This window comes from Streptomyces mashuensis, assembly GCF_014654785.1.
GTDB classification, from domain to species: Bacteria; Actinomycetota; Actinomycetes; order Streptomycetales; family Streptomycetaceae; genus Streptomyces; species Streptomyces mashuensis.
Genome location: NZ_BNBD01000005.1, coordinates 96584 through 123141, shown reverse-complemented (window position 1 = coordinate 123141; position 26558 = coordinate 96584). Strand labels below are relative to the sequence as shown.

Here is a 26558-nt window from a genome sequence, read left to right as displayed (position 1 = left end):
GCCTTTGCCGCGCTGGGAGCGCGGCGCGGTGCGGTTGGGCACTGGCGGCCCCTAAGCGGACGTCTGCTTCAGCTCGGCGATGAAAGCGGCCCATGCGGGCCGGGGCGGGGAGAGGGTGGGCCCACCGGGGCGTTTGCTGTCCCGTATGAGGACAACAAGGGGGTTGTTGGGGGCGACTTCGACGCAGTCGTCATGCCCTGAGCCACCACCACCCCCGCTGTAGCTGCTCTTGCGCCAAGCCGGGCCAGTTATGTGCCCTTCCGCGATCATCTGCCGTACTCCTCCGCGACGGATTCCACCAAGGCCAAGGATGCCTCTCGCGGCAGTGCCGCAGCTCGCGCGAAGTCGTAGGCGAGCTGGAGCTTGGCGACCAAGGCCGGATCGTCCAGCAGGCTGCCGCTCATGGCACCTTCGGTGTACGCCACAGGCGGGGCGTCGTCAAAGGCCATGAGTTTCACGTACCCGCCTAGCACGGGCGCGCCCGAGCTGAAGGGCAGGACCTGCATGACGATGCGCTCTCGGCGCGCCAGCTCGGCCAGCCTCGCCAGCTGCTCGTGCATGACTGCGGCTCCACCCGTCGGCCGTCGGAGAACGTGCTCGTCGATGACAGCCCACAGCACGGGCTTCGGCGCCTGCTCCACGAGGTACTGTCGCTCGAGCCTCCCGGTCACCCACGCCTCGACCTCGGATTTCTCCGCCAGGGGGAACGCACCCCTGAAGACGGCGAAGGCGTAGGCCGCCGTCTGGAAGAGTCCCGGGACGAACATCGGCGTGTACGTGTGGATCTCGGTGGCGATGCTTTCCAGGTATGCAGCCTCAGCGAAATAGTGCTGCGCTCCCGTGCTGTCGATCAGCTCCTCACACACCCGCACGAAGAAGCCGTCCGTCTCCAGTTCGGTGTCGATCCGCTGCGCCACGTCCTTCTGCGGTTTCCTGCGCCCTGCCTCGAACTGGCCGATGTACGAACCGGAGCAGAACACCCGCCTGCCCAGCTCATCCTGTGACAGGCGGAACTTCTCACGACGCAGCTTCAGCTCGGAGCCGAAGAAGTCCCACCCCAACTTTCCCTGCCGGATCCGTCCAGCACCCCGCGAACCCATGGCCATGACCTAACTCTCCCCTCCTACACCGACGTTGTGGGCAACAACCCCCTTCCGGACCCTAATCACGCGCCGCGAGGCTGTGACCGCAATCCGCAAGCACAACCCGAAGGGGACATTCCGTGACCTACCGCGAAGGCGCATACGTGGTGGACACGCGTAGCGCGGCGCTCGGGCAAGTCGTCGGGCGCGACGGGGCCGACGTGCAGGTGAGGGAGCCCGGCAGCGGGCGGGAGTGGGGCGTGCCGCCGGACGCGTTGCGGCTGGCGAGTCACGCGGAGCGGGTGGCCGCCGGGTTGCGGGAGACCGCGGCGCTGCTGGCTCCCGGCTCGCCCGTGGGGTGCACGGAGTGCACCGACCTGGAGGCCGCCCGCCGCGCAGCCGTCAACCGCGGTGGGCACGACGCGATCGTGGACGCCACCGTGGCGCTGCGCACCCACTTCCGTGACGCCCACATCCTGTGGCGGAGGCCCAGGTGAAACCGGGAAGAACGTGCGGGCACGACGCGTCGTGGACGTACGACGACGGCGGCGGCGCCGCGCGCTGCACCCGGTGCGATACCCGGCGGTTCGCCGATTATGCCGCCGTGCGGCCCCCGGGTCTCCCGGAGGCGACGGAGGGCGAAACGTCAGGGTTCCGTCAGGGACCTACCCGGTGCCGCGGCTCTGGGGTGGAAGCGCAGAATGTGCGCATGAGTTCCTCTGCCGAACCTCAACCACGGCCGGCACGCAGGCATGTCGCGTCCCAGGTCGTCATGGCGGTCGTCCTCGCACTCGCGGCGTCGATCCCGCTGTTCTTCTTCGCGCGACCCGCGCTGGAGGAGGAGCGGGCCTACACGGCCTCGGCCGTGTGCACGACGGGCGGCCGCGACTGCCGTCACACCGTGGCGGCCACCGTCGACAAGACGGAGACCGAGTCCACGGGCAAGAAGTCGGGGCCCTACTACTGGCTCTCCCTCACCGAGAAGGACGGCACGGCCCACCGGCTGCGCATGGACGGTGAGTACCCGGTCTTCGCCAACGCGTCGCGGGGCGACGCCGTGACCGTCACCTACTGGCGCGACCGGATACGTTCGGTGGAGCTCGGCAACCTGCGGCAGTCGACGGCCGAGGACCCGCGAGGGGCCTACCGCATGCCGACCGCCATAGGTCTGACCCTGCTCGCGCTCGCCTACCTCTTCGCATGGTCGGCCTGCTGGACGGCCCGTTGGGCCGGCAGGACGCGCGCGGCGTTCCCGCGGGAGCTGAGGGTGCCGGCGGTGGTCTTCACACTGCTCGTCGGCGGGGCGTTCGGCGCTCCCTTCGTCACGGACGGGCCGGGGCCGGCGGCCCTGCTGGTGGCGGGGGCCGCCGTGGTGGTCACCGCGCTGTCCGCGGTGTGGACAGCCGCGATGCGCCGCCGGCACACGGACGACACGGTGCCGCTCGTGCCGCGGGTGCCCGACGAGGAGAAGGTGTTCCCGGGCGTGGTGCACGGCGAGGTGCCGTACGACAGGCCGGGCCGTGTCGTGCTGGTGGTGGGGCCGGGGGTGTTCGCCACCTCCCTCGACCCGACCGGGACGTCGTACCGCACGGCCGTGCCGCGGACGCTGGTGCCGGTGCGGGTGCGCCCGCCGTACGTGACGGACCCGCACGCGGGTGCGTACCCCAAGTTCCTCACCCTCGAATGCCTCGACGGCGAGACGCCCGTCTTCATATCCGCCGCGGAGAAGCACCTGCCCTGGGTGCTCGGCATGCTCGGCGCCCCCGTACAGACCACGGCCCCGCAACCCGCGTCACCGAAGTGAGCCCCGCCCGCCCCGTCGGCGCCCCGGGCGCCCCCTGGGTCCGGATGCGGGCGGGGCGGACGGCGACGATCCTGAAAGGAGGCAAGGGGGGACGGACGACACGAAGCGACAGGAGGACGTCATGGGGATGCTCGACAAGCTGAAGAGCATGGTCAAGGGCCATGAGGACGTCGCGCGGCAGGGCGTGGAGAAGGGCGGTGACGCGTTCGACGCCCGGACCGGGAACAAGTACCAGTCGCAGGTCGACACCGCTCAGCAGAAGATCAATGAGCAGCTGGGCACTCAGGAGCAGCGCCCCGGCGACGAGCAGCCCCCGCGCTGACCAGCACGCCGCACCGGCTCACCACAGCCTGGCTCACCACAACCTGTCCGTCTCGCCCGGATACAGCGCGATCCGGGCGCCGCGGAACGTGTGCGCGTGCTGCCGCGCCCGTTCCGTGAAGAACGCGGCGAGCGTCACCTTGTCGAAGCCCGGCGTGTCGCTGGGGAAGGGGGCCTGCGGTGTGCCGCCCAGGAGGACGGTGCCGTCGAGCACGGTCCAGCCCGCGTTCTCGTAGAAGGCGCGCAAAGGGCGGTCGCAAGTAAAGATCCCAAGGTCCGCACCGCGAATTGCCATGATTTCTTGGGCGGCGGCCACGAGCCGCCGCCCATTTCCTTTGCCTCGTTGATCAGGGGCCGTGACGACCGCGCTCAGTCCTGAGATGCGGTAACTCCGGCCTTCGTGCTCGATTTCCTTGCTGAGAATGTCGAGCGCCGCGATCACGGCGCCACGGGCCGTCACGAGAAGCACCGTCCAGGGGTCGAGTGCCGGGTCGTGGGGGCTGTCGCCCGCGTCCGGCCACGCCTGTTGGTGAAGAACCGTCACCTGTTCACGCAACGCTGCCGGAACCTTTGCCTCCGCATAGCGGACGATGCACGGTTCCTCGCGCTCCGTCGCCCCCGGTGTCACACCCTCCCCCTCCACCTGCCCGTCTTTGGGCGGGAATGACACCGTACCTTCCCCTCCCCTTACGCCGAATTGACGTCCGTTCAGGTCCAATCGGATCGAGCCGTTCCGGCCAACGTCACGTGACGGACAGTTGAACACCTCGCCAGTTCAACCCAACTCACCGCATAGCGGACGCAATTCACCGCCATTCGTTTACCAACAGATCAAATCCTTGTTGCGCCCCTGTCAAACAGACGTTTTCGGTGGCACGCTCTCCTCAATTCGCTCATGTAGCACTCCTGTTCTCTCGGGCGGCTGTTCGCGGCTGCCCGTAACCCCCCTCATAGGAGCCAGAGTTGAGAAGCATGTCCGCCACCTCCCGTAAGAACACCGTGCGCGCCGCCGCCCTCGTCGCTTCCGCGGCCATGGTCGTGATCGGCGTGCAGACGGGTTCTGCCACCGCTTCGGCCGGCAAGAGCACGAGCGAGCCGCTCGCCCTCTCCGCCGGGGCGCGGACGACCCTCATCAAGGACGCCCAGGGCCAGGCGAGCGCCACCGCCGGCACCATCGGCCTGGGTGCCAAGGAGAAGCTGGTCGTCCGGGACGTCATCAAGGACGCGGACGGGACGGTGCACACCCGCTACGAGCGGACGTACGACGGGCTCCCGGTGCTCGGCGGCGACCTCGTCGTGCACCAGAAGAAGAGCGGCACCAAGAGCGTCGACAAGGCGACCGAGGCGAAGATCGCCGTGCCCAGCACGACGCCGTCCGTCGCGCCCTCGACGGCCAAGAAGGCCGCGCTCGGCGTGGCCGCCGACCAGAAGACCGCCAAGGCCGACGCCGGCAAGGCCCCGCGCAAGGTGATCTGGGCCGCCGACGGCAAGCCCGTGCTGGCCTGGGAGACCACGGTCACCGGTGTGCAGAAGGACGGCACCCCGAGCCGCCTGCGCGTGATCACGGACGCCACCAGCGGCAAGAAGCTGTACCAGGAGGAGCAGATCCACACGGGCTCCGGTACCAGCACCTACAGCGGCACGGTCAACCTCGACACCACCAAGACGTCCGGCGGCTACGCGCTGCAGGACGGCGTGCGCGGCGGCCACAAGACGTACGACCTGAACCAGGGCACCGACGGCACGGGCAACCTGTTCACCAACTCCACCGACACGTGGGGCGGCGGCCGCCAGACCGCGGGCGTGGACGCGCACTACGGCGCGGCCGTGACCTGGGACTTCTACAAGAACGTGCTGGGCCGCACCGGCATCCGCAACGACGGCCAGGCCGCCTACTCGCGCGTCCACTACGGCACCGGCTATGTCAACGCCTTCTGGGACGACGACTGCTTCTGCATGACGTACGGCGACGGCGAGGGCGACTCGCACCCGCTGACCTCGCTGGACGTGGCCGCGCACGAGATGAGCCACGGCGTCACCGCCGCCACCGCCAACCTGCGCTACAGCGGCGAGTCCGGCGGCCTCAACGAGGCCACCTCGGACATCTTCGGCACCGCCGCCGAGTTCTACGCCAACAACCCGGCCGACCCGGGCGACTACCTCATCGGCGAGAAGATCGACATCAACGGCGACGGCAGCCCGCTGCGCTACATGGACAAGCCGAGCAAGGACGGCGCGTCGAAGGACTACTGGTCCTCGTCGCTCGGCAGCGTCGACGTCCACTACTCGTCCGGCCCCGCCAACCACTTCTTCTACCTGCTGTCCGAGGGCAGCGGCCAGAAGACGGTCAACGGCGTGACCTACAACAGCCCCACCTACAACAACGTCAAGGTCACCGGCATCGGCCGGGACAAGGCCACCAAGATCTGGTACAAGGCCCTGACCACGTACTTCACCTCCACCACCAACTACAAGGCGGCCCGCACCGCCACCCTGAAGGCCACCGCCGACCTGTACGGCTCGACGAGCGCCGAGTACAAGGCCGTGGCCAACGCCTGGACCGCGATCAACGTCAAGTGACCCACAAGCCCCACCTGACGTGACCCCGACCGGGCCCGTGTTCCCGCCGTCCCTCCACGACGGCGGGGGCACGGGCCCCGGCGCGGGTCCGTACCATCGAAACGTGATCGACCTCGGCTACTCCCTCTCCCGCCGCTTCCCCGACCCCCCGCAGACGGACTACCGCACCGCGGAGGTGCACGCGCTGCGCCACGACCTGTTCTGCGGCGACGTCTACCTCGCGGACGTCAAGGCGGACCGGGAGCTGTCCACAGCCTGGGGATGGGTGCCGGTCCTCGACTTCGCCTGGGCGCTGTGCGACATCGTCGAGCGCCTGGACCGCGACCCGCGCGGCAGCCGGTCGGCCGAGACGCAGTTCGCCGAGCTGGACTTCACCGAGTCCACCGACTGCCTGGTCTTCGAGCGCCGCTTCGGCTGGGTCGACGTCACCGCCGACTGGGCCCCGGACGAGCCGCCGCTCACCTTCAACCACCAGGAGCTGCGCCGCGAGGCCCGCGACTTCCTGCACGACCTGATCGCCGACCTCGCCGACATGCACGAGGGCCTCGCGGACAACCCCGTCGTCTGGGACCTCCAGAGCCGCTACCCCCGCGTCTAGCCCCTCCGAACAGGCACGACGCGCCCGCCCGCCCTACGCTGGAACGCGATGCGGGCACAGCAGACGGCCAGAGGTGACCCCCGCCGCTGGTGGGGGCTGGTGGTCATCGCCCTCGCCCAGCTGATGGTCGTCCTCGACGCCACCATCGTGAACATCGCGCTGCCCTCCGCCCAGCGCGACCTGCACATGTCCGACACGAACCGGCAATGGGTGATCACCGCCTACACCCTCGCCTTCGGCGGGCTGCTCCTCCTCGGCGGCCGGGTCGCCGACCTCATCGGCCGCAAGCGCGCCTTCCTCGCCGGCCTGGCCGGCTTCGCCGGGGCCTCGGCGCTCGGCGGCGCCGCGCACACCGCCGGGCTGCTGTTCACCGCCCGCGCCCTCCAGGGCGGCTTCGCCGCCGTCCTCGCGCCCGCCGCGCTGTCCCTGCTCACCACCACGTTCACCGACCCCCGCGAACGCGGCAGGGCCTTCGGCATCTACGGCGCCATCGCCGGCGGCGGCGCCGCCATCGGCCTCATCGCCGGCGGCCTGCTCACCGAATACCTCGACTGGCGCTGGTGCCTGTACGTGAACGTGCCCATCGCCCTCGCCGCCGTGCTCGGCGGCACCTGGCTGCTCCACGACCACCGGCCCGGCCGCGCCGAACGCCCCCGGCTCGACCTGCCCGGCGTACTACTGGGCTGCGGCGGCCTCGTCGCGATCGTCTACGCGTGCAGCGAGGCCGAGCCCCGCGGCTGGGACGATCCCCTCGTCCTCGGCCTGCTGTGCGGCGGCGTCGCGCTGCTCGCCGCGTTCCTCCGCTGGCAGGCCCACGCCGCCGACCCGCTGCTGCCGCTGCCCGTCCTGCGCGACCGCGACCGGGCCGGGGCGCTGCTGGTCATGGCGCTGGCGTTCATGGCCATGTTCGGGCTGTTCCTCTTCCTGACGTACTACCTCCAGCAGGTCCTCGGCTACTCGCCGCTGCGCACCGGCCTCGCCTTCCTGCCGATGTCCGCCGCCATCGTCGTCTCCTCCACCCAGATCTCCGCCCGCCTCCTGCACCACCTGCCGCCGCGCGTCCTCATGACGCCCGGCGCGTGCCTGGCGGCGGGCGGGCTGTTCCTGATGGGCTTCCTGCCCGTGGAGCCGGCCTACGTCAGCCACGTCCTGCCCGCCGAGATCCTCACCGGCCTCGGCATGGGCCTGCTCTTCATGCCGGTGATCGACACGGTCACCTCACGCGTCGCACCACGCGACGCGGGCGTCACCTCCGCCACGGTCAACACGGCGCAGCAGGTCGGCGGTTCGATCGGCACGGCGCTGCTCAACACGATCGCCATCTCCACCGCCACCGCCTACATCGGCCCGCGCCTCCACGCCCCGGCCACCGCCGACGGCCTCTCCCCGGCCGTACGCGACCGGATCGTCAAGGAGGGGGTGGTGCACGGCTTCGACGTGGCCCTCCTCTGGGGCGCCGGCATCATGCTGGCCGGCGCCGCCGTGGCCTGGACGGTGATCACCCGCCCCGCCGCCGCCCGTACGCCCACCGCCTCCGACCCGGCCACGGCGTACGCCACCGACTACGACCCCCACCGCATGCGCGCCGACTGAACCGAAAAGCAGTGGCGCGCCCGGTCCGGCCCCCGCATGCTGCCCCCATGCTGATCCGCGACGCCGAGCCCGGCGACTGGGCCGCCATCTGGCCGTTCTTCCACGAGATCGCCGCCGCCGGCCGCACCTACACGTACCCCACCGACCTCACGTCGGAGCAGGGCCGCGCGATGTGGATGCTCACCGCCCCCGGCCGCACGGTCGTCGCCGTCGACGAGACCACGGGCGCCGTCCTCGGCAGCGCCAAGATGAACCCCAACCACATGGGCCCCGCCTCCCACATCGCGAGCGCGAGCTACATGGTCGCCGCCGAGCACCGCGGCCGCGGCGTGGGCCGGGCCCTGGGCGAGCACAGCATCGCCTGGGCCCGCGCCGAGGGCTACCGCGCGATGCAGTTCAACGCCGTCGTCCAGACCAACACCGCCGCCGTCGCCCTCTGGCACTCCCTCGGCTTCACCACCGTCGGCACCCTCCCCGAGGCGTACCGGCTGCCCGACGGCAGCTTCACGGGCCTGCACATCATGCACCGCCACCTATAAGGCACGGGGTCAGCGCACCACCCGCAGCTCCCGCTCCGTGTTGTTGAGGCGGCGGCCGCCCGACTCGGTGCACACCACGATGTCCTCGATGCGCACCCCGAAACGGCCCGGCAGATACACCCCCGGCTCGATCGAGAAGGTCATCCCCGGCACGAGCGGCAGGTGCTCGCCCTCCACCAGGTACGGCGGCTCGTGCGTCGTGACGCCGATGCCGTGGCCCGTGCGGTGGATGAAGTACTCGCCGTAGCCCGCCCGGCGGATCACCTGCCGCGCCACGCGGTCCACGTCCTGGCACGCCGCACCCGGCCGTACCGCCTCGAACGCCGCCTGCTGCGCCTCCCGCACCAGGTCGTGGACCTTCCGCTCCTCCGCCGACGGCTCGCCCACGTGCACCGTACGGGTCGTGTCCGAGCCGTAGCCGTCCTTGAGGCCGCCGAAGTCGAGGACCACCATGTCCCCGTCCTCGATCACACGCTCCCCCGCCTCGTGGTGCGGGTTGGCGCCGTTCGGGCCGGAGCCCACGATCGTGAAGTCCACCTGTTCGTGGCCGTGCTCCCGCAGCAGCCGCGCCAGGTCGGCCGCCACCTCGCGCTCCCGGCGGCCGGCGAACGGCAGCTCCACGACGGCCTCGAACGTGGCGTCCGCCGCCGCGCCCGCCGCCGCCAGCCGGTCGACCTCGTACGCGTCCTTCACCGCCCGCAGCATCGGCAGCGCCTCGGTCAGCGCGCCGTAGCGCGACTCCGGCAGCGTGCGCTGCAACGCCAGCAGGTGCAGCGCCCAGGCGTTGTCGGACACGCCGAACCGGCCGCCGCCGGCCAGGAACTCCGCCGCCAGGCCGTACGGGTCCTGCCCGTCCGTCCAGCCCGACAGCTCGAACGCGCCCGCTCCCGGCGCCTTTTCGGCGTCCGGCCGTTCCAACTGCGGGACCACGAGCAGCGGTTTGCGGTCCGGCACCAGCAACAGCGCCGTCAGCCGCTCCGTCTCGGCCGGCGGCGCGTACCCGCACAGCCACACCAGGTCCGGCCCCGGCGTCACCACGAGGCCCGCCAGCCCCGCCCCGGCCGCCGCCCGCACGGCCCGCTGCATGCGCGCCGCGTAGAACTCGACATCGCTCATGGGGGCAGCGTAGACCCGTAACGGATCACGCACCCTCCGGAAACGGAAAAAACGGACCGCAGGCCCCTGGGCCCGCGGTCCGTCGTGGTGAGCCGCCTGTCGGACTCGAACCGACGACCTTCGCTTTACAAGAGCGGTGCTCTACCAGCTGAGCTAAGGCGGCATGCGCACCGCAGTCTACCCACACCGCCCTCACCCCCCGCCACCTGCTGACAAGCAACCCGCACACAGGTACCGTCACCGGCAGTCCGTCCCCCTGGACGGACCACGCAGGACCACTCCCTCTACAACGGATCGTCCGGCACGTTCCTGCCGGTGAAGGGACCACGAGAACACCATGGCCACGGTCACGTACGACAAGGCGACCCGGATCTACCCCGGCGCCGACAAGCCCGCCGTCGACCAGCTGGACATCGCGATCGAGGACGGGGAATTCCTCGTCCTGGTCGGCCCGTCCGGCTGCGGCAAGTCCACCTCGCTGCGCATGCTCGCCGGCCTGGAGGACGTCGACGGAGGCGCCATCCGCATCGGTGACCGCGACGTCACCCACCTGCCGCCGAAGGACCGGGACATCGCCATGGTGTTCCAGAACTACGCCCTCTACCCGCACATGACCGTCGCCGAGAACATGGGCTTCGCCCTGAAGATCGCGGGCGTGCCGAAGAGCGAGATCCGGCAGAAGGTCGAGGACGCGGCCCGTATCCTCGACCTCACCGAGTACCTCGGCCGCAAGCCCAAGGCGCTCTCCGGCGGCCAGCGGCAGCGCGTCGCCATGGGCCGGGCCATCGTCCGGGAGCCGCAGGTCTTCCTCATGGACGAGCCGCTGTCCAACCTCGACGCCAAGCTGCGCGTGCAGACCCGCACCCAGATCGCCGGGCTCCAGCGCCGCCTGGGCATCACCACGGTGTACGTCACGCACGACCAGGTCGAGGCCATGACGATGGGCGACCGCGTCGCCGTCCTCAAGGACGGCCTGCTCCAGCAGATCGACTCGCCGCGCAACATGTACGACCGGCCGGCCAACCTCTTCGTCGCGGGCTTCATCGGCTCCCCCGCCATGAACCTGATCGAGGTGCCGATCACCGACGGCGGCGTGAAGTTCGGCAACAGCGTGGTCCCGGTCGCCCGCGAGGCGCTGACCGCCGCCGCCGACAAGGGCGACCGCACCGTCACGGTCGGCGTCCGGCCCGAGCACTTCGACGTCGTCGAGCGCGGCGGCGACGCCCTCCGCAAGGACTCCGGCGACGGCGCCGCCCCGGCCGGCCTGGCCGTCACGGTGAACGTGGTGGAGGAGCTCGGCGCCGACGGGTACGTGTACGGAACGGTCGAGGTCGGCGGCGAGCAGCGGGACCTCGTCGTCCGGGTCCCCGGCCGGCAGGTGCCGGACAAGGGCTCGGTGCTGCGCGTCGTGCCGCGGGCGGGCGAACTGCACGTCTTCTCCACCTCGTCCGGCGAGCGCATCGGCGACTGAGCGGTCCACCGAGCGTTCCCCGGGGGTCACCCGATGGGGTGTGCCGAAAACCCCGGCACACCCCTCATTTCGAGCGGTGTACGTCAATCCCGGTCCTTCGGCGACCGGGCAGACATCGCCCGATCGGGTTACTAAATGTCGCCGCCGCATTACGCGTCGCTACCATCTGCGGCATGAACCAGGCCGCCCGCCGCATCGGCAGAACCCTCGCCCTCGTCCTTCCGGTCGTTCTTGTGCTCTCGGGTACGCTCGCGGTCACGCGCGTGCCCTGGGCCGCACCGAACGCCGAGTCGCAGGTGCTCACCGCCTCCTCCGACAACGCCTCGACCGTCGCCACCGTCCGCGCCCCGCACGAGGTGCTGCGCGACCGGCTGCTGAGCGAGCTGCAGGAGAAGAACCCCGGCGTCGCACTGACGCACCTCCAGGAGGCCACCAACGGCCGCCCGTCGCTCGCCGCGCACTGCGCCGAGATCGCCCGCGCGCTGGGCCGCGCGGCCGTCGCCAAGTACCGGTCGGTCAAGCAGGCGCAGTCCTACGCCCGGCCCGTCTGCGACGTCTCGTACGCCACCGGGGTGGTGGGCCAGAGCCACTGACCACCCGCGGGGCGCCCGGCGCGCCCCCGTACGGCCTGGGCGGCCCCACCGGCCGCACCCCCGCCCGCGGCACGGCATATCGTGCGGAGCATGACCGGCACGCAGCCCAGCCCGTACCACCACGCGACGTACCACCACGCGAACCGACGTCCGACGCAAGCCGTGATCCTGGCCGGAGGCCAAGGGTCACGGCTTCGTCCGTACACCGACGACCGGCCCAAGCCCATGGTCGAGATCCCCGGCACCGGGGTGCCGATCATCGGCCACCAGCTGGCCTGGCTCGCCGAGGAGGGCGTCACCGACGCCGTCGTCTCCTGCGGTCACCTGGCGGAGGTCCTGCGCGACTGGCTCGTGGCGGCCCGCGACGACCTGCCGCTGCGCGTCACGACGGTCGTGGAGCCGGAGCCCCTGGGCCGCGGCGGCGGCCTGCGGTACGCCGCCGCCTCCCTCCCCCGGCCCGACGAGCCCTGGTACGCCACCAACGGCGACATCTGGACCCGTTTCTCGCTGCGCGAGATGGCCGCCTTCCACCAGGAGCGCGACGCCGTCGCCACGCTGGCGCTGGCCCGCCCGCGCATCCCCTGGGGCGCGGTGGAGACCGACGAGTTCGGGCACGTCCTCGACTTCGTCGAGGCGCCGCCGTCGCCGTACCTCATCAACGCCGGCGTGTACGTCTTCTCGCCGGAGTTCACCGCGCTGCTGCCGGAGCGGGGCGACCACGAGCGGACGACGTTCCCGCGGCTGGCCCGCGAACGCCGCCTGGCCGGCTTCCCGCTGCCGCAGGGCGCGTACTGGCGGGCGATCGACACGGCCAAGGACCTCCAGGAGGCGGCGAAGGAGCTCGCCGCCCGCGGCTGAGCACGGAAAGAACGGGAGGGGCTCCCCACGCGGGGAGCCCCTCCCGTTTCCGCAGGAGTACGGGTCTCAGCCCAGCAGGCCGCCCAGCGCCCCGCCGCCGCCCGTCGGGCCGCCGGAGCCGCCCGAACCGCTGCCGGAGCCGCCCGTGGACGTCCCGGTCGTGGAGCCGGAGGAGCTGTGCGGCGGCGCGGCCGGGGCCGGCGCCTGGCGCGGCGACTGGGGCGCGGGCCGGGAGCTGCCGGCGCTGCTGCCCGCCGGGCCGCCGCCGGCCGAGCCGGCCGGGGTGTGCGGCGTGCCGGGTGCCGACGGGGTGGCGCCGGGGGTCGGCGCCTTGTGGTTGCTGGGCGTCGGCTTCGGCGTGCCGGCCACGGCGGGCCCGTGCGAGCCGCGCGGCGTGGAGGACGAGGGCCGCTGCGGCAGCGGCGAGCCCGGCAGGCTGTTGGCGGGCGGCGCCGGGGTGCCGGTGGTCTCGGGCACCCGGGCCGACCGCACCGCGCCACCGAGCATGGACCCGGTGAGCAGCGAGATGCCGATGAGCACCGTCGCCATGATCGTGCCGCGGCGCAGGACGCGGCGGCGCAGGTCCCACAGCCCGGCGCGGGGGCCGAGCCGGCGCCACGCCTCGGAGGCGAGGCGGCCGTCGAGGGAGTAGAACGGGGCGCCCGCGATGATCAGGGGGCTCCACGCGGCCAGGTAGATGATGTCGGGCGCGTCGTAGACGGGGGCGGAGCGCCAGCTGACCGTGACGAGGAGGACCACGGAGAGCAGGGCGCCGATGGCGGCGGCCAGCCGCTGCCAGAGGCCGAAGATGGTGAGGACGCCGACGACGACCTGGAGGAAGGCGACGGTGAGCCCGGCGCCGACCGGGTGGCTGAGGGCGAAGTCCCGCAGCGGCGTGCCCAGGCCCCAGGGGTGGAGCTGGTGCAGCCAGGCCACCATGGAGCCGCGTTTGCCGCCGTCGAAGTAGACCGGGTCGCAGAGCTTCCCCATGCCGGCGTAGACCGTGACGATGCCGAGGAACACGCGCAGCGGCAGCAGGACGACGCCGAGGTTCATGCGGCGGCCGGGGTAGTAGCCCTGGCGTTCGTCCTCGGCGCGGCGGGCGCGCTCGTCCTCGTCGTACTCGTCATCCGCCCCGTCGTACTCGTCGTACGCGCCCTCGGCGGAGCCCGTCCCCCGCTCGTAGCGGTCGTACCCGTCGTACCGGTCCTCGTCGTAGGCGCTGCCCGTGGGGCGGACGCCGTCGAGGAGGGGGGTGGCCCGGGTGGCGTCCGCGGGGTCGCGGGGGCCGACGACGGTGGTGGGGGTGTCCACGCCGATGCGGGGCAGCACCTGTGTGGCGCCGGCGTCCCCGCCCGCGGCGAGGGTCCCGGGGCTGCCGGAGTCCCGGACCGCGTCGAGGAGTTGGGTGGATGCCGAGTCGCCCGGCCCCGTCCGCCCGCTCCACACCACGGGGGCGCGGCGCTTGGCGCCCGCGGTCTTGACGGTGGGCAGCTGCGCCGTGGTCGCTCCTGCGGCGGTCGGCCGGCCGGTGCGCGGGGGGCGGGCGAGCTGCACCCGGAAGCTCATGTGATTGACGATGACCTGCGCGGGGTCGGAGGGGACCTTCACCGTGCTCAGCGCGGGCTGGTCGTCGAAACCCGAGGAGCTTCCCCCCGTAGGTGTGCGGGGTGTTCTGGTGTCCACACTCATCTAACCGAGTGACCGGAGGTTAGGACACTGCCTTGACCGCTTGGATGTGTCCGAGACCCGTCAAGCCGATCAAGAAGCCACGGAGAAGCCGCAAGAACCATCGGCGGCGGACAGAAAGAGGCGGCGGCCGGGGATCACCCCGGCCGCCGCCTCACAGCACTCGTGTTCAGGCCCGGCGGCGCGACGCCTCGTAGAGGACGACGCCCGCGGCGACGCCCGCGTTCAGCGACTCGGCGCCACCCGGCATCGGGATGCGGACCCGGTAGTCGCAGGTCTCGCCGACGAGGCGGGAGAGGCCCTTGCCCTCGCTGCCCACGACGATCACGACCGGGCCGTCCAGGACGTCGAGCTCGTGCAGCTCGGTGTCGCCGTCGGCGGCCAGGCCGACGATCATCAGGCCCTCCTTCTGGTACGCCTCCAGGGTCCGCGTCAGGTTGGTGGCGCGGGCCACGGGCGTCCGGGCGGCGGTGCCGGCGGAGGTCTTCCAGGCGCTGGCGGTCATGCCGGCCGCGCGGCGCTCGGGGACGACGACGCCGTGGCCGCCGAACGCGGAGACGGACCGGACCACGGCGCCGAGGTTGCGCGGGTCGGTGATGCCGTCGAGAGCGACGATCAGCGCGTCCTCGCCGTTGTCGGCGGCGTGCGCCGTCAGGTCCTCGGGGTGCGCGTAGTCGTACGGCGGGACGGAGAGGACCAGGCCCTGGTGGTTGAGGCCGTTGGTCATCCGGTCCAGCTCGGGACGCGGGGCCTCCATGAGGTTGAGGCCCTTGCCCGTGGCCAGCTGGATGGCCTCGCGCACGCGCTCGTCGCTGTCGACGAACTGCTGCACGTAGAGCGTGGTGGCGGGCACGCCCTCGCGCAGCGCCTCGACCACGGAGTTGCGGCCGACGACCAGCTCGTTGGTGCCCTTGGGGCCGCCGCGCCGGGGCGCGGGGCGGCGGGCCGCCTGCTTGGCCTTGGCCTGGGCGAGCCGGTTCTTGACGTGTCCCTTACGGGCGGACGCGGGCGGGGTGGGGCCCTTGCCCTCCAGGCCCCGGCGCCGCTGCCCGCCACTGCCGACCGTCGCACCCTTCTTGTTGGACGTGCGGCGGTTCCTGCGCTGGCTGTTGCCGGCCATGGGTCACCTGTTTCTTCACTGCCAGAGCCGCCGGACGCGGCTCGTCATAAACGTACGTACGAAAAGTGTCTCTCAGGACAGGGACCAGCGCGGGCCGGCCGGGGTGTCCTCGATCGCCAGGCCGGACTGCTGGAGCCGGTCGCGGATGGCGTCGGCGGTCGCGTAGTCCTTGCGGGCGCGGGCGGCCTCGCGCTGCTCCAGCACGAGGTGGACGAGGGAGTCCACGGCGCCGTGCAGCTCCTCGCTGCGGCCGCCGCCGGTGCCGGCCCACTGCGGGTCGAGCGGGTCGAGGCCCAGGACGCCCAGCATGGCGCGGACCTCGGCCGTGCGGGCGACGGCGGAGTCCTTGTCGTCGGCGGTCAGGGCGGAGTTGCCCTGGCGGACGGTGGTGTGCAGGACGGCGAGCGCCTGCGGGACGCCCATGTCGTCGTCCATGGCCTCGGCGAACGCCGCGGGCACCTCGGCCGCGGGCTGGACGGGGCCGGCCAGCTCGGTCACGCGCTGGAGGAAGCCCTCGATGCGGGCGAAGGCCGCCTCGGCCTCGCGCAGGGCCTCCGGGCTGTACTCGATCATCGAGCGGTAGTGCGGGGTGCCCAGGTAGTAGCGCAGCACGATCGGGCGCCACTGCTTGAGCATCTCGGAGACGAGGACGGAGTTGCCCAGCGACTTGGCCATCTTCTCGCCGCTGATGGTCACCCACGCGTTGTGCAGCCAGTACGCGGCGAAGTCGTCGCCGAACGCCTTCGCCTGGGCGATCTCGTTCTCGTGGTGCGGGAAGATCAGGTCCAGGCCGCCGCCGTGGATGTCGAACGCCTCGCCCAGGTACTTGTGGGCCATGGCCGAGCACTCCAGGTGCCAGCCGGGCCGGCCGCGGCCCCAGGGCGTCTCCCAGCTGGGCTCGCCGGGCTTGGCGGCCTTCCACATGGCGAAGTCGCGCGGGTCGCGCTTGCCGGTCTCGCCCTCGCCGGAGGGCTGGAGCAGGTTGTCCAGCTCCTGGTTGGAGAGCTCCAGGTAGCCGGGGAAGGAGCGGACGTCGAAGTAGACGTTGCCGTCGGCGGCGTAGGCGTGACCGCGCTCGATCAGGCCGCGCATCATCTCGACCATCTCGGTGACGTGGCCGGTGGCGCGGGGCTCGACGGTGGGCGGCAGGCAGCCGAGGGCGTCGTACGCGCTGCCGAACGCGCGCTCGTTCTCGTAGCCGATCGCCCACCAGGGGCGGCCCTGCTCGGCGGCCTTGGCGAGGATCTTGTCGTCGATGTCCGTGACGTTCCGGACGAAGGTCACGTCGTAGCCGCGGTAGGTGAACCAGCGGCGCATGATGTCGAAGTTGAGGCCGGAGCGGATGTGGCCGATGTGGGGCGGCGCCTGCACGGTGGCACCGCACAGGTAGATCGAGACACAGCCCGGCCGGAGCGGGGAGAAGTCACGGATCTGCCGGGCGCGGGTGTCATACAGGCGAATGGTCACGGCACCAGGGTAGTGGGCTCGCGGAGCGGGCCCGGCACCACACGGGGGCGGGGGCACGACGGGGGAGCATTTTTTCCGTTATGTGCTTTATGCGGCATAAATACAAACGCCTCTGGTAGCTTCCGCGGCACAACTCGACTACGACTTTCCGATGAGACGCGAGACCGCCGCGGACCCCAGGAGGGGCGTTGCCTTCCACTCTTCCGGTTCAGCAGGAGCACCCGGAACAGAAGCCGGAACAGAAACCCGGGCCGAACCCCGAGCAGCATCCCGGGCAGAATCCCGGCCAGAATCCCGGGCAGAAAACGCCCCACGTGCCGCCCCCGGCGGGCGGCCGCGGCGTCCGCCGCCCCAGGCTCCCCGCCCTGGACGGCCTGCGGCTGTGCGCCGCCCTGATGGTGGTGGCCTACCACTACGCGGCCTTCGACAGCGGCGCCTGGGGCGCACCCGCCCGCACCGTGTTCCCGGTGGGCCACGTGCCCGCCTCGTACGGCTGGCTGGGCGTGCAGCTGTTCTTCCTCATCAGCGGCTTCGTGATCTGCATGAGCTGCTGGGGGAAGACCGTGGCCGACTTCGCCGTCTCGCGCGTGACGCGCCTCTTCCCCTGCTACTGGTTCGCCGTCCTCGCCGTCTCGCTGGCCGTCACCCTGTGGCCCGTCGTCAACGACGCCCCCGCCCCGCGCAGCGTCGCCGTCAACCTCACGATGCTCCAGGACCCCCTGGGAGTGGAACCGGTCGACGGGGTCTACTGGACCCTCTGGATCGAGATGCGGTTCTACCTGCTCTTCGCCCTGGTGGTGTGGAAGGGCCTCACCTACGCACGGGCGGTCGGCTTCTGCGCCGTGTGGGGCTTCGCCGCCGTGCTGGCCAGGGCCGCCGACAACCAGGTCCTCGACCAGGTGCTCATGCCGCAGGACTGCTGGTACTTCATCGCCGGCATCGCCTTCTACCTGATGCACCGCTTCCGCCCCAACGCCGTGCTGTGGCTCATCACCGGCGCCTGCCTGGCGATCGCCCAGCACGACCTGCTGGAGGCGCAGTCCCGCGCCGAGAGCCATATGGGCCACCATGTGCCCAAGTGGCCGACGCTGGTGCTGGTGACGCTGTTCTTCCTGGCGGTCATGGCGATCGCCCTGGGCTGGACGCGCCGCCTGGACTGGCGCTGGCTGCCCGCCGCCGGAGCCCTGACGTACCCGCTCTACCTGCTCCACGAGCGCATGGGCTGGATCGTCATCCACTACGCCGACGGCCACGTGCCCCGCGGCGTCCTGCTGTGCGGCCTGGTCGCCGGCATGCTCGGCGCGGCCTGGGTGGTCCACCGGGTGGTGGAACGCCCGCTGTCGCGGGCAGTGGGGCGGGGGCTGCGGCGCGCGGTGACCGAGATCCGCTCGCGATGAGCCGGCATCGGTTACGGATGGAGTCCTTGATGGACACGCGCGCGGCCGTTCTGTGCCAGCATGCCTCGCACGGCCGCGCGGAGACGGAGCCCGACGGGGTCCGCCGGTGCCGTGCCGGGCCCCCACCAGCGCCACGGGAGAGGACCTCATGCGCTTCACCGGACCAGTCACCGGACGGGGCGAGGGCGACGGCGGCCGGGAAGCCCTCCGCCGGCAGCCCACCACGGGCAGACCCCGGCTGTACGTCCTCGACGGCCTGCGCATCCTCGCCGCCCTCATGGTCGTCGCCTACCACTACACCGCCCTGCGCGGCGGCTGGGGCCGCCCCGCGCACGAGGTCTTCCCGCACCTGGAGACCGTCACCCGCTACGGCTGGACCGGCGTCGAGGTCTTCTTCCTCATCAGCGGCTTCGTCATCTGCATGAGCACCTGGGGCCGCACCCTGGGCGACTTCGTGATCTCCCGCGCCACCCGCGTCTACCCCGCCTACTGGGTGGCCGTCCTGCTCACCGCCTGCGTCGTCATGCTGTGGCCGCAGGTGCGCAGCGTGAAGAACTGGGACGTGGTGCTCACCAACCTCACCATGCTCCAGCAGGGGCTGGGCGTGTGGGACGTCGACGGCGTCTACTGGACGCTCTTCGCGGAGCTGAAGTTCTACGTGCTGTTCGCGGTGGTGGTGGCCACCGGCGTGACGTACCGCAAGTGCGTCCTGTTCTGCGCGGTGTGGACGGTGGCCGCGGTGACCGCGCCCCAGGCCGGCAGCAAGTTGCTGGAGCTGTGGGCCCAGCCGCTGTTCGCGCCGTACTTCGTCGCCGGCATCGCCTTCTACCTGATGCACCGCTTCCGGCCCACGGCCCTGCTGTGGGGCATCGTCGCCGTCTCCCTGCTGCTGGCCCTGCACACCGTGCCCAAGCGGGTGCACGACAACGTCGAGGGTGCCGTGCCCACCTGGCCGGCCACCCTGATCGTCACGCTGGCCTTCGCCCTCATGGCGCTCATCGCGCTGGGGCACCTGGACCGCGTGCGCTGGCGGTGGCTCACCACCGCGGGCACGCTCACGTACCCCCTGTACCTGCTGCACCAGTACATCGGCATGACCGTCGTCTACGCGCTGCGCGAGCGCGTCCCCGCGCCGCTGCTCGTCGCCGGGCTGGTGCTCGTCATGCTGGGCGCCGCCTGGCTGCTGCACCGGCTGGTGGAACGGCCGCTGGGCAAGCGGCTGCGGACGGCCCTGCGGACCGCCATGGACGACGTACGGACCGGCGGCGCCGCGGCCGGGCCGGCGGGCCTGCCGCTCCCGCTGCTGCGAGAGACGCGCCCGTACGACCCGGCGGCCGCGGCCGAGCCGGTCAGAGGGAGCCGACGACCTTACGTGGGGTGAGGCGGAGGACGACGCGCTGCGCGTCGTCCTTGGCGGCCGGGTTGAAGTCGGCGTAGTCCTTGCCGGTGTACTTCCGCGACAGCTCGTCGATCAGCTCGTTCCCGCCCTCGGTGGTGATCTCGACCGTGCCGCGGACCTCCACGTACGTGTACGGCGCGTTCGGCGGGTTGATCATCACCGTCATGCGCGGGTCGCGGCGCAGGTTGCGCTCCTTGCGGCGGCCCACGGTGGTCGAGACGAGGAGGTCGTCGCCGTCGCGCTTGATCCAGGTGACGGAGAGCTGCGGGCTGCCGTCGGGCTGGATCGTGGCGACGACGGCGAAGACGGGGTTGTCGTCGATGTACTTCTTCAGGTCTTCGGACAGGGCGGACGCCATGGCGGTCTCCGGAGGTGGGGGCGGTCGTTGTGCGGGGATCCCTTCCCCGCCCGCCCCCTTCCCGTAACCGGGGGGAACTCCCCTAGGCCCGGCACACCAGGGCCGTGGCGATGGCCGCGAGGCCCTCCGCCCGGCCGGTCAGGCCGAGCCCGTCCGTCGTGGTGCCGGAGACCGAGACGGGCGCGCCCACGGCGGCCGAGAGGGCCTTCTGCGCCTCGTCGCGCCGCTTGCCGATCTTCGGGCGGACGCCGATCACCTGGACGGCCACGTTGCCGATCGTGAAACCGGCCTCCCGGACGATCCGCGCGGCCTCGGCCAGCAGGGTGACGCCCGAGGCGCCCGACCACTCGGGCCGGTCGGTGCCGAAGTGCGCGCCGAGGTCGCCCAGGCCCGCGGCGGAGAACAGCGCGTCACAGGCGGCGTGCGCGGCGACGTCGCCGTCGGAGTGGCCGGCGAGGCCGTACGCCTCGCCCTCCCACAGCAGGCCGGCGCACCACAGCTCGCGGCCCTCCTCGAAGGCGTGCACGTCGGTGCCGACGCCGATGAGCGGCAGTGGCAGTGGCATTTCAGAAGCCATCGTTGGCCCTCCTGCGGGCGAGTACGGCCTCGGCCAGGACGAGGTCCAGCGGCCGGGTCACCTTGAACGCCTCCTCGTGGCCGGGCACGACCACCACGGGCAGCCCGAGGCGCTCGACCATCCCGGCGTCGTCGGTGGCGCCCTCGCCCTCCAGGGCGACCTTCTCGTGCGCCTCGGCCAGCACGGCCCGGGCGAAGCCCTGCGGCGTCTGCACGGCGCGCAGCAGCGCCCGCTCGGGCGTGGCGACGACCGGCTCCGGCTCGCCGCTGCGGGGCTCGACCTGCTTGACGGTGTCGGCCAGCGGCAGCGCCGGCACCACGGCGGGCGCCCCGGCGCGCACGGCGGCGGCCACGGCGTCGACCACGTCGACGGGGACCAGGGGGCGCGCGGCGTCGTGCACGAGCACCGTGGCGACGTCGGCGGGCAGCGCCGCGAGGCCCAGCCGGACCGACTCCTGGCGGGTCTCCCCGCCGGCGACGACCTGGACGTCCGTCCGGGTGCTGTCGTGGTCGGCGAGCGGGTACGCGTCGAACAGGGCCCGCACCTCGGCGACGCCGTCCGGCGGGGCGACCACCACGACGAGGGAGACCGCGCGGGAGGCGGCCATCGCCCGGACCGCGTGGACCAGCATCGGCGTGCCGCCGACGGCCCGGAGCGCCTTGGGCGCGCCGGGGCCGAGTCGGACGCCGCGGCCGGCTGCGGGAATCACGGCGGCGGTGCGGGAAGGGGCGGGTGTGGCCTGTGCGGCGTCTCGATCAGACATTGCGTTCGCGTTCAGGTTTGCTTCCTCGGCCGAATTGGGTATGGCCTCACCGTGCCGGGCACGCTGCCCCGACCAGCCCCTTCCGTGACGACTGGCCGGGCCGTTGCCCGGGCCCGGCACGCCGAGTGACGGCGTTCACACGTTTACAGCGGTACAGCGGTTCAACGCATTACGTGCGGTACAGCCGTTCGCAGCTGAAGATGCCGCAGCGCCCGGCGGACAGCACGAACGGATGTCGTGCGTCCCGCGGGCACCGCGGCAGTTCTTCGTCGGGTCTTCGTCGGGAGCCCCGTGCGTCAGGAGGCGAGGACCTCGTCGAGCAGCGTCTCGGCCTTGTCCTCGTTGGTGTTCTCCGCGAGGGCGAGCTCGCTGACCAGGATCTGGCGCGCCTTGGCGAGCATGCGCTTCTCGCCGGCCGACAGGCCGCGCTCGCGCTCACGGCGCCACAGGTCGCGGACGACCTCCGCCACCTTGATCACGTCGCCGGACGCGAGCTTCTCGAGGTTCGCCTTGTAACGACGGGACCAGTTCGTCGGCTCCTCGGCGTACGGTGCACGCAGCACCTCGAAGACCCGGTCCAGCCCGTCCTGGCCGACCACATCGCGAACACCGACGAACTCCGCGTTGTCCGCCGGCACCCGAACCGTCAGGTCACCCTGGGCGACCTTCAGCACCAAGTAGGTCTTGTCCACGCCTTTGATCTGGCGAGTTTCGATGGCCTCGATCAGCGCGGCCCCGTGATGGGGATAGACCACGGTGTCGCCAACCTTGAACGTCATGTGACAGGTACCCCTTCCGTGGCTATCCAGTCTAACACGGGACATGGCGGTTCTGAATGGCGTTTCCGCAGGTCAGGGCATATCTCGGGGCTTGACAAGTGTGTCGGCGACGTGCTGAGGAGGGGTTCCGGAAGCAGGTATTCGCAGGTCGGAGCCGTAGTACGGGTGGGGCGAAACGCGCACGTTACACCTGTCGGACGGCCGCCGCGAGCGGTCGAACGGTCCGTTTTGCCGGGCTCCGGTCGGCGCGGTTCCGGTACTCCGATCGGGGCGCGCGGGCCTTCCGCGGCGCCATTCCGGAATTGATCAAGTACGGCTTGATCAATTCCGGAAGATGTTCTTGCGGGGCCGCCCGGCTGTTCTTCCTCATTGATTGCGGAAATCCCCCGGAGTCCCCTCCGTGACACCTCCGGGACACCTGCGCGGCGCACCGGGGGAACCCACCGGCGGGACCCGTGTTGACCATGGGGCGGGTCGGGTGCGGCGGCCGTGGGGCGGCTCGGTAACCTAAGCCCGCTGACCCAGACCCTTATCTCGTACGTACCTCGTACGCGACCTCGTCCAAGGAGATGCCGCCGCCGTGAGCAGCAGCCTTCGACGCGGCGCTCTCGCCGCCACCGCAACCGTGCTCTCGATCGCCTCGCTCTCCGCCTGCGGGGCGGGCAACAGCGCGCAGACGCTCGAAGTCAAGCCGGACAACGCCGCCACCTCGGTCGGCGACATCAAGCTGCAGAACGTCAACGTGATCACCCAGCCCGACCAGGCCGCCTCCGGCCCGGCCGTGATCACCGGCGCGCTCTTCAACAACGGCGACCACGACCAGGAGCTCCGCTCGGTCAAGCTGGTCGGCAAGAACGTCACGGCCCAGCTCACGCCCGCCAAGGGCCAGAGCAAGCTGATCGTGCCCGCCCACGGCTCGGTCGTGCTCGGCGGCAAGGACAACGCCTCCGCCGTGCTGCCGCAGGGCCGCCAGGGCATGAAGGACGGCGAGAACCAGCGCGTCGCGTTCGACTTCAGCTCGACCGGCGAGGTCGCCATCGCAGCCTTCGTCGTGCCGGCCAAGAGCTACTTCAAGGAGTGGGGCCCCGCCGAGGGCTCCCCCGCCTCCTCCGCCTCCCCGTCGGCCTCCGGCCAGCCGTCCGGTGCCGCCTCGGCCCCGGCGGGCCAGGGCCAGCCGCGCCAGGGCCAGCAGGGCCGTCCGGGCGGGCAGAACGGCGAGTCGCCGGCGGGTTCGCCGGCCGCCGCGGGTCACTGAGACGCCGCGCGACAGCACGTATACGGGCGGGGCCCGGAAGGCATGCCTTCCGGGCCCCGCCCGCATGCCGTGGTGATCACGGCTCGAACTTGTAGCCCAGCCCCCGCACCGTGACCAGGTAGCGCGGCGCCCCCGGGTCCGGCTCGATCTTGGCGCGGAGCCGCTTGACGTGCACGTCGAGCGTCTTGGTGTCGCCCACGTAGTCGGCGCCCCAGACGCGGTCGATGAGCTGCATCCGGGTCAGCACGCGCCCGGCGTTGCGCAGCAGCATCTCCAGCAGGTCGAACTCCTTCAGCGGCAGGTCGACCTTGGTGCCGCCGACGGTGACCACGTGCCGGTCGACGTCCATGCGGACCGGGCCGGCCTCCAGCGCGGCCGGGGTGACCTCCTCCGGCTCGCCGCGGCGGCGCAGCACGGCGCGGATGCGGGCCACGAGCTCGCGCGAGGAGAAGGGCTTGGTCACGTAGTCGTCGGCGCCTATCTCCAGGCCCACGACCTTGTCGATCTCGCTGTCCTTGGCCGTCACCATGATCACGGGCACGTTGGAGCGGGAGCGCAGCTGCCGGCAGACCTCGGTGCCGGGCAGGCCGGGCAGCATGAGGTCGAGCAGGACGAGGTCGGCGCCGTTGCGTTCGAACTCCTCCAGCCCGTCGGGGCCGGTGGCCGCGACGGCGACCTCGAAGCCCTCCTTGCGGAGCATGTAGGACAACGCGTCGCTGAAGGATTCCTCGTCCTCGACGACGAGCACTCGGGTCACGGAAGGACCTCCGGTCGGGTCATGGGGCGGTACTGCGCGGTCGTTACGCGCGCTGAGGGCGGAACGGGGGGTCGGTGCGTGGCGGGCGTCACGGGCGGGGCCCGCGCGCGGGGAAGGGGCCGACGGCGCCGGTCAGGTCGTCGGTGCTGCCGGCGGTGAGGTCGTCGGCGAGGCCGGCATCGGCGGCGTCCGCGGCGTCTTCGGTGTCGCTGTCCTCGCCCACCGGCAGCCGGCGGGCGCGGCGGTCGCGGTCGCGCCCGGCGCCGGCCTCCGGCAGCCGCAGCGTGAACGTCGAGCCCTGGCCCTCCGCGCTCCACACGGTGACCTCGCCGCCGTGGGAGGCGACGACGTGCTTGACGATCGACAGGCCCAGGCCCGTGCCGCCGGTGGCCCGGGAGCGGGCGGGGTCCACGCGGTAGAAGCGCTCGAAGACGCGCTCGCGGTCCTTCTCCGATATGCCGATGCCCTGGTCGGTGACGGCGATCTCGACGAGGTCGCCGCCGGGGGCGGCGACGCGGCGGGCCGCGATGCCGACGCGCGTGCGCGCGGGGCTGTAGTTGACGGCGTTCTCCACGAGGTTGCCGAGGGCGGCGGCGAGCTGGCCGCGGTTGCCCCAGACGCGCAGCCCGTCGGAGCCGCCGGTGGCGATGGTGATCTGCTTGGTGCCGGCCTGGTGGCGGCAGCGGTCGACGGCCTCGTCGACGAGCTCGTCGACGCGCACGGGCTCGGCGTCCTCCAGCGGGTCGTCGTTCTGCACCCGGGAGAGGTCGATGAGCTCCTGCACCAGGTTGGTCAGCCGGGTGGCCTCGATCTGCATGCGCCCGGCGAAGCGGGTGACGGCCTCGGGGTCGTCGGCGGCGTCCATCACGGCCTCGGAGAGCAGCGAGAGCGCGCCGACGGGGGTCTTGAGCTCGTGGCTGACGTTGGCGACGAAGTCGCGGCGGACGGCCTCGATGCGGCGGGCCTCGGTGAGGTCCTCGACCAGCAGCAGGACGAGCCGGGAGCCGAGGGGCGCGACGCGCGCGGAGACCGCGAGGGCCTCGCCGCCGCGGCCGGTGCCGCGGCGCGGCAGGTCGAGCTCGACCTGCCGTATCTCCCCGTCGCGCCGGGTGTCGCGGGCCATCTGGAGCATCGGCTCCACGGCGAGCTTGCCGCCGCGGACCAGCCCGAGCGCGTACGCGGCGGAGCTGGCCTTGACCACGGTGTCGGCCTCGTCGAGGACGACGGCCGAGGAGCGCAGCACCGACAGCACGGTGTCGACGCCGGGCGGCAGCACCGCGTCGGTGTGCAGGGAACTGCGGGTGGGACGTTTCTGGTCCCGCTCGCTCCAGCGGAACGCCAGCATGGCGATCACGCCGGTCCCCACGCCGGCGATCGCTGCCGCAGCGGCGACGGCCGCGTCCACGTTCATGTCTCCAGGTTATGCGTGCTCCACGGGTCCTCCACAGCCCAATGGGGGACACCCCGAACACCCGTTGCCGAGAGTTCACCTTCAGGACGGCGGTGGTTCACCGCGGGGGTCGGCGGCCGTCGCGTACCGGCCGGATGGTGGCAGCGTGCCCGGGGTATCGGACCGGGGCGGGAGCCGTACAGGAACCGGAAGAGAAGAGACAGGACATGCGGGACGCGTACCACGAGGAGCTGGACTCGATCGGCGAGGGCCTGGTCGAGATGGCCCGGCTGGTCGGCTCCGCGATCGGGCGCGCCACCACGGCGATCCTGGACGCGGACCTGAAGCTGGCGGAGTCGGTGATCGCCGCCGACGCCAAGGTCGACGACCTCCAGCGGGACCTGGAGGCGCGGGCGATCAGCCTGCTGGCGCGGCAGCAGCCGGTGGCGACGGACCTGCGCATCGTGGTGACGTCGCTGCGGATGAGCGCGGACCTGGAGCGCTCGGGCGACCTGGCCCAGCACGTGGCCAAGCTGGCCCGGCTGCGCTTCCCGGAGTCGGCGGTCCCGGGCGACCTGCACGCGACGGTGCTGGAGATGGGGCAGCTCGCGCAGCGGCTGATGGCCAAGGCGGCCGAGGTGATCATCACCAAGGACGTGGACCTGGCGATGCAGTTGGAGCACGACGACGATGCGATGGACCTGCTGCACCGCACGCTCTTCCAGCATCTGATGGACGACCGCTGGCGGCACGGCATCGAGACGGCCGTCGACGTGACGCTGCTGGGCCGGTACTACGAGCGCTTCGCCGACCACGCGGTGTCGGTGGCCAAGCGCGTCGTCTACCTCGTGACGGGCGAGCACGCCGACGAACTGCAGGGCGCTCCGGAAGCGGGCCAGTGACCCACTGTGCTCCCATGCGCCCTCGGTGCGCCCGGACAGGTGCCCGTACGAACCATTGACGGGCGTACCGGGCCGCCTTTTGACTGGGGTGGAAGGCAGACCCCTTCGCGAGGAGGAATCCGATGAGCGGCTGTCAGTGTGGTCCCGGGT

Annotated in this window: 27 protein-coding genes, 1 tRNA gene and 1 pseudogene; 15 read left to right on the top strand and 14 right to left on the bottom strand. The window is 71.8% G+C overall.

Translation table 11 applies throughout. From position 1 onward, the window contains the following. Positions 1–51 precede the first annotated feature (51 nt). Both IE305_RS14725 and IE305_RS14720 read right to left on the bottom strand, forming a co-directional pair. Entirely contained in the window at positions 52–270 is a 219-nt protein-coding gene (locus IE305_RS14725) for a DUF397 domain-containing protein (RefSeq protein ID WP_190130007.1), read from the bottom strand. Continuing rightward, on the bottom strand, positions 267–1106 hold the full coding sequence (locus IE305_RS14720) for a helix-turn-helix domain-containing protein (RefSeq protein ID WP_229890980.1): 840 nt from the start codon (positions 1104–1106) through the stop codon (positions 267–269). The genes IE305_RS14725 and IE305_RS14720 overlap by 4 nt, the downstream gene beginning before the upstream one ends. A gap of 116 nt (positions 1107–1222) precedes the next feature. Here IE305_RS14720 and IE305_RS14715 point away from each other — a divergent pair, with 116 nt between their 5' ends. The 4 genes and pseudogenes from IE305_RS14715 (at position 1223) to IE305_RS14705 (ending at position 3208) form a co-directional block, all read left to right on the top strand. Then, a complete protein-coding gene (locus tag IE305_RS14715; protein ID WP_190130360.1) occupies positions 1223–1579 on the top strand; it encodes a hypothetical protein in 357 nt (118 codons plus the stop codon). Continuing rightward, a pseudogene (locus IE305_RS33785) lies at positions 1561–1764 on the top strand (DUF6255 family natural product biosynthesis protein); the annotation flags it as partial. The gene IE305_RS14715 and the pseudogene IE305_RS33785, both read left to right, overlap by 19 nt. Before the next feature lie 27 nt (positions 1765–1791). Continuing rightward, the gene (locus IE305_RS14710; RefSeq protein ID WP_190130006.1) at positions 1792–2886 is read left to right on the top strand and encodes a hypothetical protein; all 1095 of its coding nucleotides are present in this window, start codon (positions 1792–1794) and stop codon (positions 2884–2886) included. Between the two features lie 121 nt (positions 2887–3007). Next, positions 3008–3208 carry an antitoxin gene (locus IE305_RS14705; RefSeq protein WP_190130005.1) on the top strand — a complete coding sequence of 67 codons (201 nt, stop codon included), beginning with the start codon at positions 3008–3010 and terminating at the stop codon, positions 3206–3208. 33 nt (positions 3209–3241) lie between these two features. Here the strand turns inward: IE305_RS14705 and IE305_RS14700 are convergent, their stop codons facing one another. Continuing rightward, a complete protein-coding gene (locus IE305_RS14700; RefSeq protein WP_229890978.1) occupies positions 3242–3877 on the bottom strand; it encodes a GNAT family N-acetyltransferase in 636 nt (211 codons plus the stop codon). 302 nt (positions 3878–4179) lie between these two features. Here IE305_RS14700 and IE305_RS14695 point away from each other — a divergent pair, with 302 nt between their 5' ends. The 4 genes from IE305_RS14695 to IE305_RS14680 all read left to right on the top strand — a co-directional run bounded on the left by IE305_RS14695 (position 4180) and on the right by IE305_RS14680 (position 8517). Beyond that, positions 4180–5787: a M4 family metallopeptidase gene (locus tag IE305_RS14695; protein WP_190130004.1), complete on the top strand. Its 1608-nt coding sequence runs from the start codon at positions 4180–4182 to the stop codon at positions 5785–5787. 103 nt (positions 5788–5890) lie between these two features. Then, positions 5891–6385: a hypothetical protein gene (locus IE305_RS14690; protein ID WP_190130003.1), complete on the top strand. Its 495-nt coding sequence runs from the start codon at positions 5891–5893 to the stop codon at positions 6383–6385. A 48-nt stretch (positions 6386–6433) separates the two neighbouring features. Further along, positions 6434–7978 (top strand): MFS transporter, encoded by a 1545-nt coding sequence (locus IE305_RS14685; protein WP_190130002.1) that lies wholly within the window; start codon positions 6434–6436, stop codon positions 7976–7978. A gap of 47 nt (positions 7979–8025) precedes the next feature. Then, positions 8026–8517 (top strand): GNAT family N-acetyltransferase, encoded by a 492-nt coding sequence (locus IE305_RS14680; protein WP_190130001.1) that lies wholly within the window; start codon positions 8026–8028, stop codon positions 8515–8517. A 9-nt stretch (positions 8518–8526) separates the two neighbouring features. On the opposite strand, the gene IE305_RS14675 is transcribed toward IE305_RS14680, so the two are convergent. Together IE305_RS14675 and IE305_RS14670 are read right to left on the bottom strand one after the other, a co-directional pair. Beyond that, on the bottom strand, positions 8527–9633 hold the full coding sequence (locus IE305_RS14675) for an aminopeptidase P family protein (RefSeq protein ID WP_190130000.1): 1107 nt from the start codon (positions 9631–9633) through the stop codon (positions 8527–8529). Positions 9634–9723: 90 nt separating this feature from the next. Next, positions 9724–9796, bottom strand: a tRNA-Thr gene (locus tag IE305_RS14670). 174 nt (positions 9797–9970) lie between these two features. On the opposite strand from IE305_RS14670, the gene IE305_RS14665 reads away from it, so the two are divergent. The 3 genes from IE305_RS14665 to IE305_RS14655 all read left to right on the top strand — a co-directional run bounded on the left by IE305_RS14665 (position 9971) and on the right by IE305_RS14655 (position 12555). Next, positions 9971–11104, top strand: coding sequence for an ABC transporter ATP-binding protein (locus tag IE305_RS14665; RefSeq protein ID WP_190129999.1), 1134 nt, complete (start codon positions 9971–9973; stop codon positions 11102–11104). A 173-nt stretch (positions 11105–11277) separates the two neighbouring features. Next, a complete protein-coding gene (locus IE305_RS14660) occupies positions 11278–11697 on the top strand; it encodes a hypothetical protein (protein ID WP_190129998.1) in 420 nt (139 codons plus the stop codon). Between the two features lie 90 nt (positions 11698–11787). Continuing rightward, positions 11788–12555: a nucleotidyltransferase family protein gene (locus tag IE305_RS14655; protein WP_190129997.1), complete on the top strand. Its 768-nt coding sequence runs from the start codon at positions 11788–11790 to the stop codon at positions 12553–12555. 66 nt (positions 12556–12621) lie between these two features. On the opposite strand, the gene IE305_RS14650 is transcribed toward IE305_RS14655, so the two are convergent. The 3 genes from IE305_RS14650 to cysS form a co-directional block, all read right to left on the bottom strand. Further along, positions 12622–14247, bottom strand: coding sequence for a DoxX family protein (locus IE305_RS14650; RefSeq protein ID WP_190129996.1), 1626 nt, complete (start codon positions 14245–14247; stop codon positions 12622–12624). Between the two features lie 166 nt (positions 14248–14413). Beyond that, complete coding sequence (gene rlmB / locus IE305_RS14645; protein WP_190129995.1) at positions 14414–15364, bottom strand: 23S rRNA (guanosine(2251)-2'-O)-methyltransferase RlmB; 951 nt, start codon at positions 15362–15364, stop codon at positions 14414–14416. Between the two features lie 72 nt (positions 15365–15436). After that, a complete protein-coding gene (gene cysS / locus IE305_RS14640) occupies positions 15437–16831 on the bottom strand; it encodes a cysteine--tRNA ligase (protein ID WP_190129994.1) in 1395 nt (464 codons plus the stop codon). A 314-nt stretch (positions 16832–17145) separates the two neighbouring features. On the opposite strand from cysS, the gene IE305_RS14635 reads away from it, so the two are divergent. Together IE305_RS14635 and IE305_RS14630 are read left to right on the top strand one after the other, a co-directional pair. Beyond that, positions 17146–18228 (top strand): acyltransferase family protein, encoded by a 1083-nt coding sequence (locus IE305_RS14635; protein WP_229890976.1) that lies wholly within the window; start codon positions 17146–17148, stop codon positions 18226–18228. A 148-nt stretch (positions 18229–18376) separates the two neighbouring features. Beyond that, positions 18377–19609 (top strand): acyltransferase family protein, encoded by a 1233-nt coding sequence (locus IE305_RS14630; RefSeq protein WP_190129992.1) that lies wholly within the window; start codon positions 18377–18379, stop codon positions 19607–19609. On the opposite strand, the gene IE305_RS14625 is transcribed toward IE305_RS14630, so the two are convergent. The 4 genes from IE305_RS14625 to IE305_RS14610 form a co-directional block, all read right to left on the bottom strand. Continuing rightward, positions 19578–19985 carry a PPOX class F420-dependent oxidoreductase gene (locus IE305_RS14625; RefSeq protein ID WP_190129991.1) on the bottom strand — a complete coding sequence of 136 codons (408 nt, stop codon included), beginning with the start codon at positions 19983–19985 and terminating at the stop codon, positions 19578–19580. The genes IE305_RS14630 and IE305_RS14625 overlap by 32 nt on opposite strands. A gap of 82 nt (positions 19986–20067) precedes the next feature. Continuing rightward, positions 20068–20562: a 2-C-methyl-D-erythritol 2,4-cyclodiphosphate synthase gene (gene ispF, locus IE305_RS14620; protein ID WP_190129990.1), complete on the bottom strand. Its 495-nt coding sequence runs from the start codon at positions 20560–20562 to the stop codon at positions 20068–20070. Continuing rightward, positions 20552–21325 (bottom strand): 2-C-methyl-D-erythritol 4-phosphate cytidylyltransferase, encoded by a 774-nt coding sequence (ispD, locus tag IE305_RS14615; protein ID WP_190129989.1) that lies wholly within the window; start codon positions 21323–21325, stop codon positions 20552–20554. The genes ispF and ispD overlap by 11 nt, the downstream gene beginning before the upstream one ends. 296 nt (positions 21326–21621) lie before the next feature. Further along, positions 21622–22104 (bottom strand): CarD family transcriptional regulator, encoded by a 483-nt coding sequence (locus IE305_RS14610; RefSeq protein WP_010472787.1) that lies wholly within the window; start codon positions 22102–22104, stop codon positions 21622–21624. Between the two features lie 580 nt (positions 22105–22684). Between IE305_RS14610 and IE305_RS14605 the strand changes: the two genes are divergently transcribed. Then, positions 22685–23359: a DUF461 domain-containing protein gene (locus tag IE305_RS14605; protein ID WP_190129988.1), complete on the top strand. Its 675-nt coding sequence runs from the start codon at positions 22685–22687 to the stop codon at positions 23357–23359. Positions 23360–23435: 76 nt separating this feature from the next. Here IE305_RS14605 and phoP read toward each other — a convergent pair whose 3' ends face one another. Together phoP and phoR are read right to left on the bottom strand one after the other, a co-directional pair. Continuing rightward, complete coding sequence (gene phoP / locus IE305_RS14600) at positions 23436–24107, bottom strand: two-component system response regulator PhoP (protein WP_467035402.1); 672 nt, start codon at positions 24105–24107, stop codon at positions 23436–23438. A 97-nt stretch (positions 24108–24204) separates the two neighbouring features. Further along, positions 24205–25527: a two-component system sensor histidine kinase PhoR gene (phoR, locus tag IE305_RS14595; RefSeq protein ID WP_190129986.1), complete on the bottom strand. Its 1323-nt coding sequence runs from the start codon at positions 25525–25527 to the stop codon at positions 24205–24207. Between the two features lie 206 nt (positions 25528–25733). Here phoR and phoU point away from each other — a divergent pair, with 206 nt between their 5' ends. After that, entirely contained in the window at positions 25734–26408 is a 675-nt protein-coding gene (gene phoU, locus IE305_RS14590; RefSeq protein ID WP_190129985.1) for a phosphate signaling complex protein PhoU, read from the top strand. Positions 26409–26558: the final 150 nt, after the last annotated feature.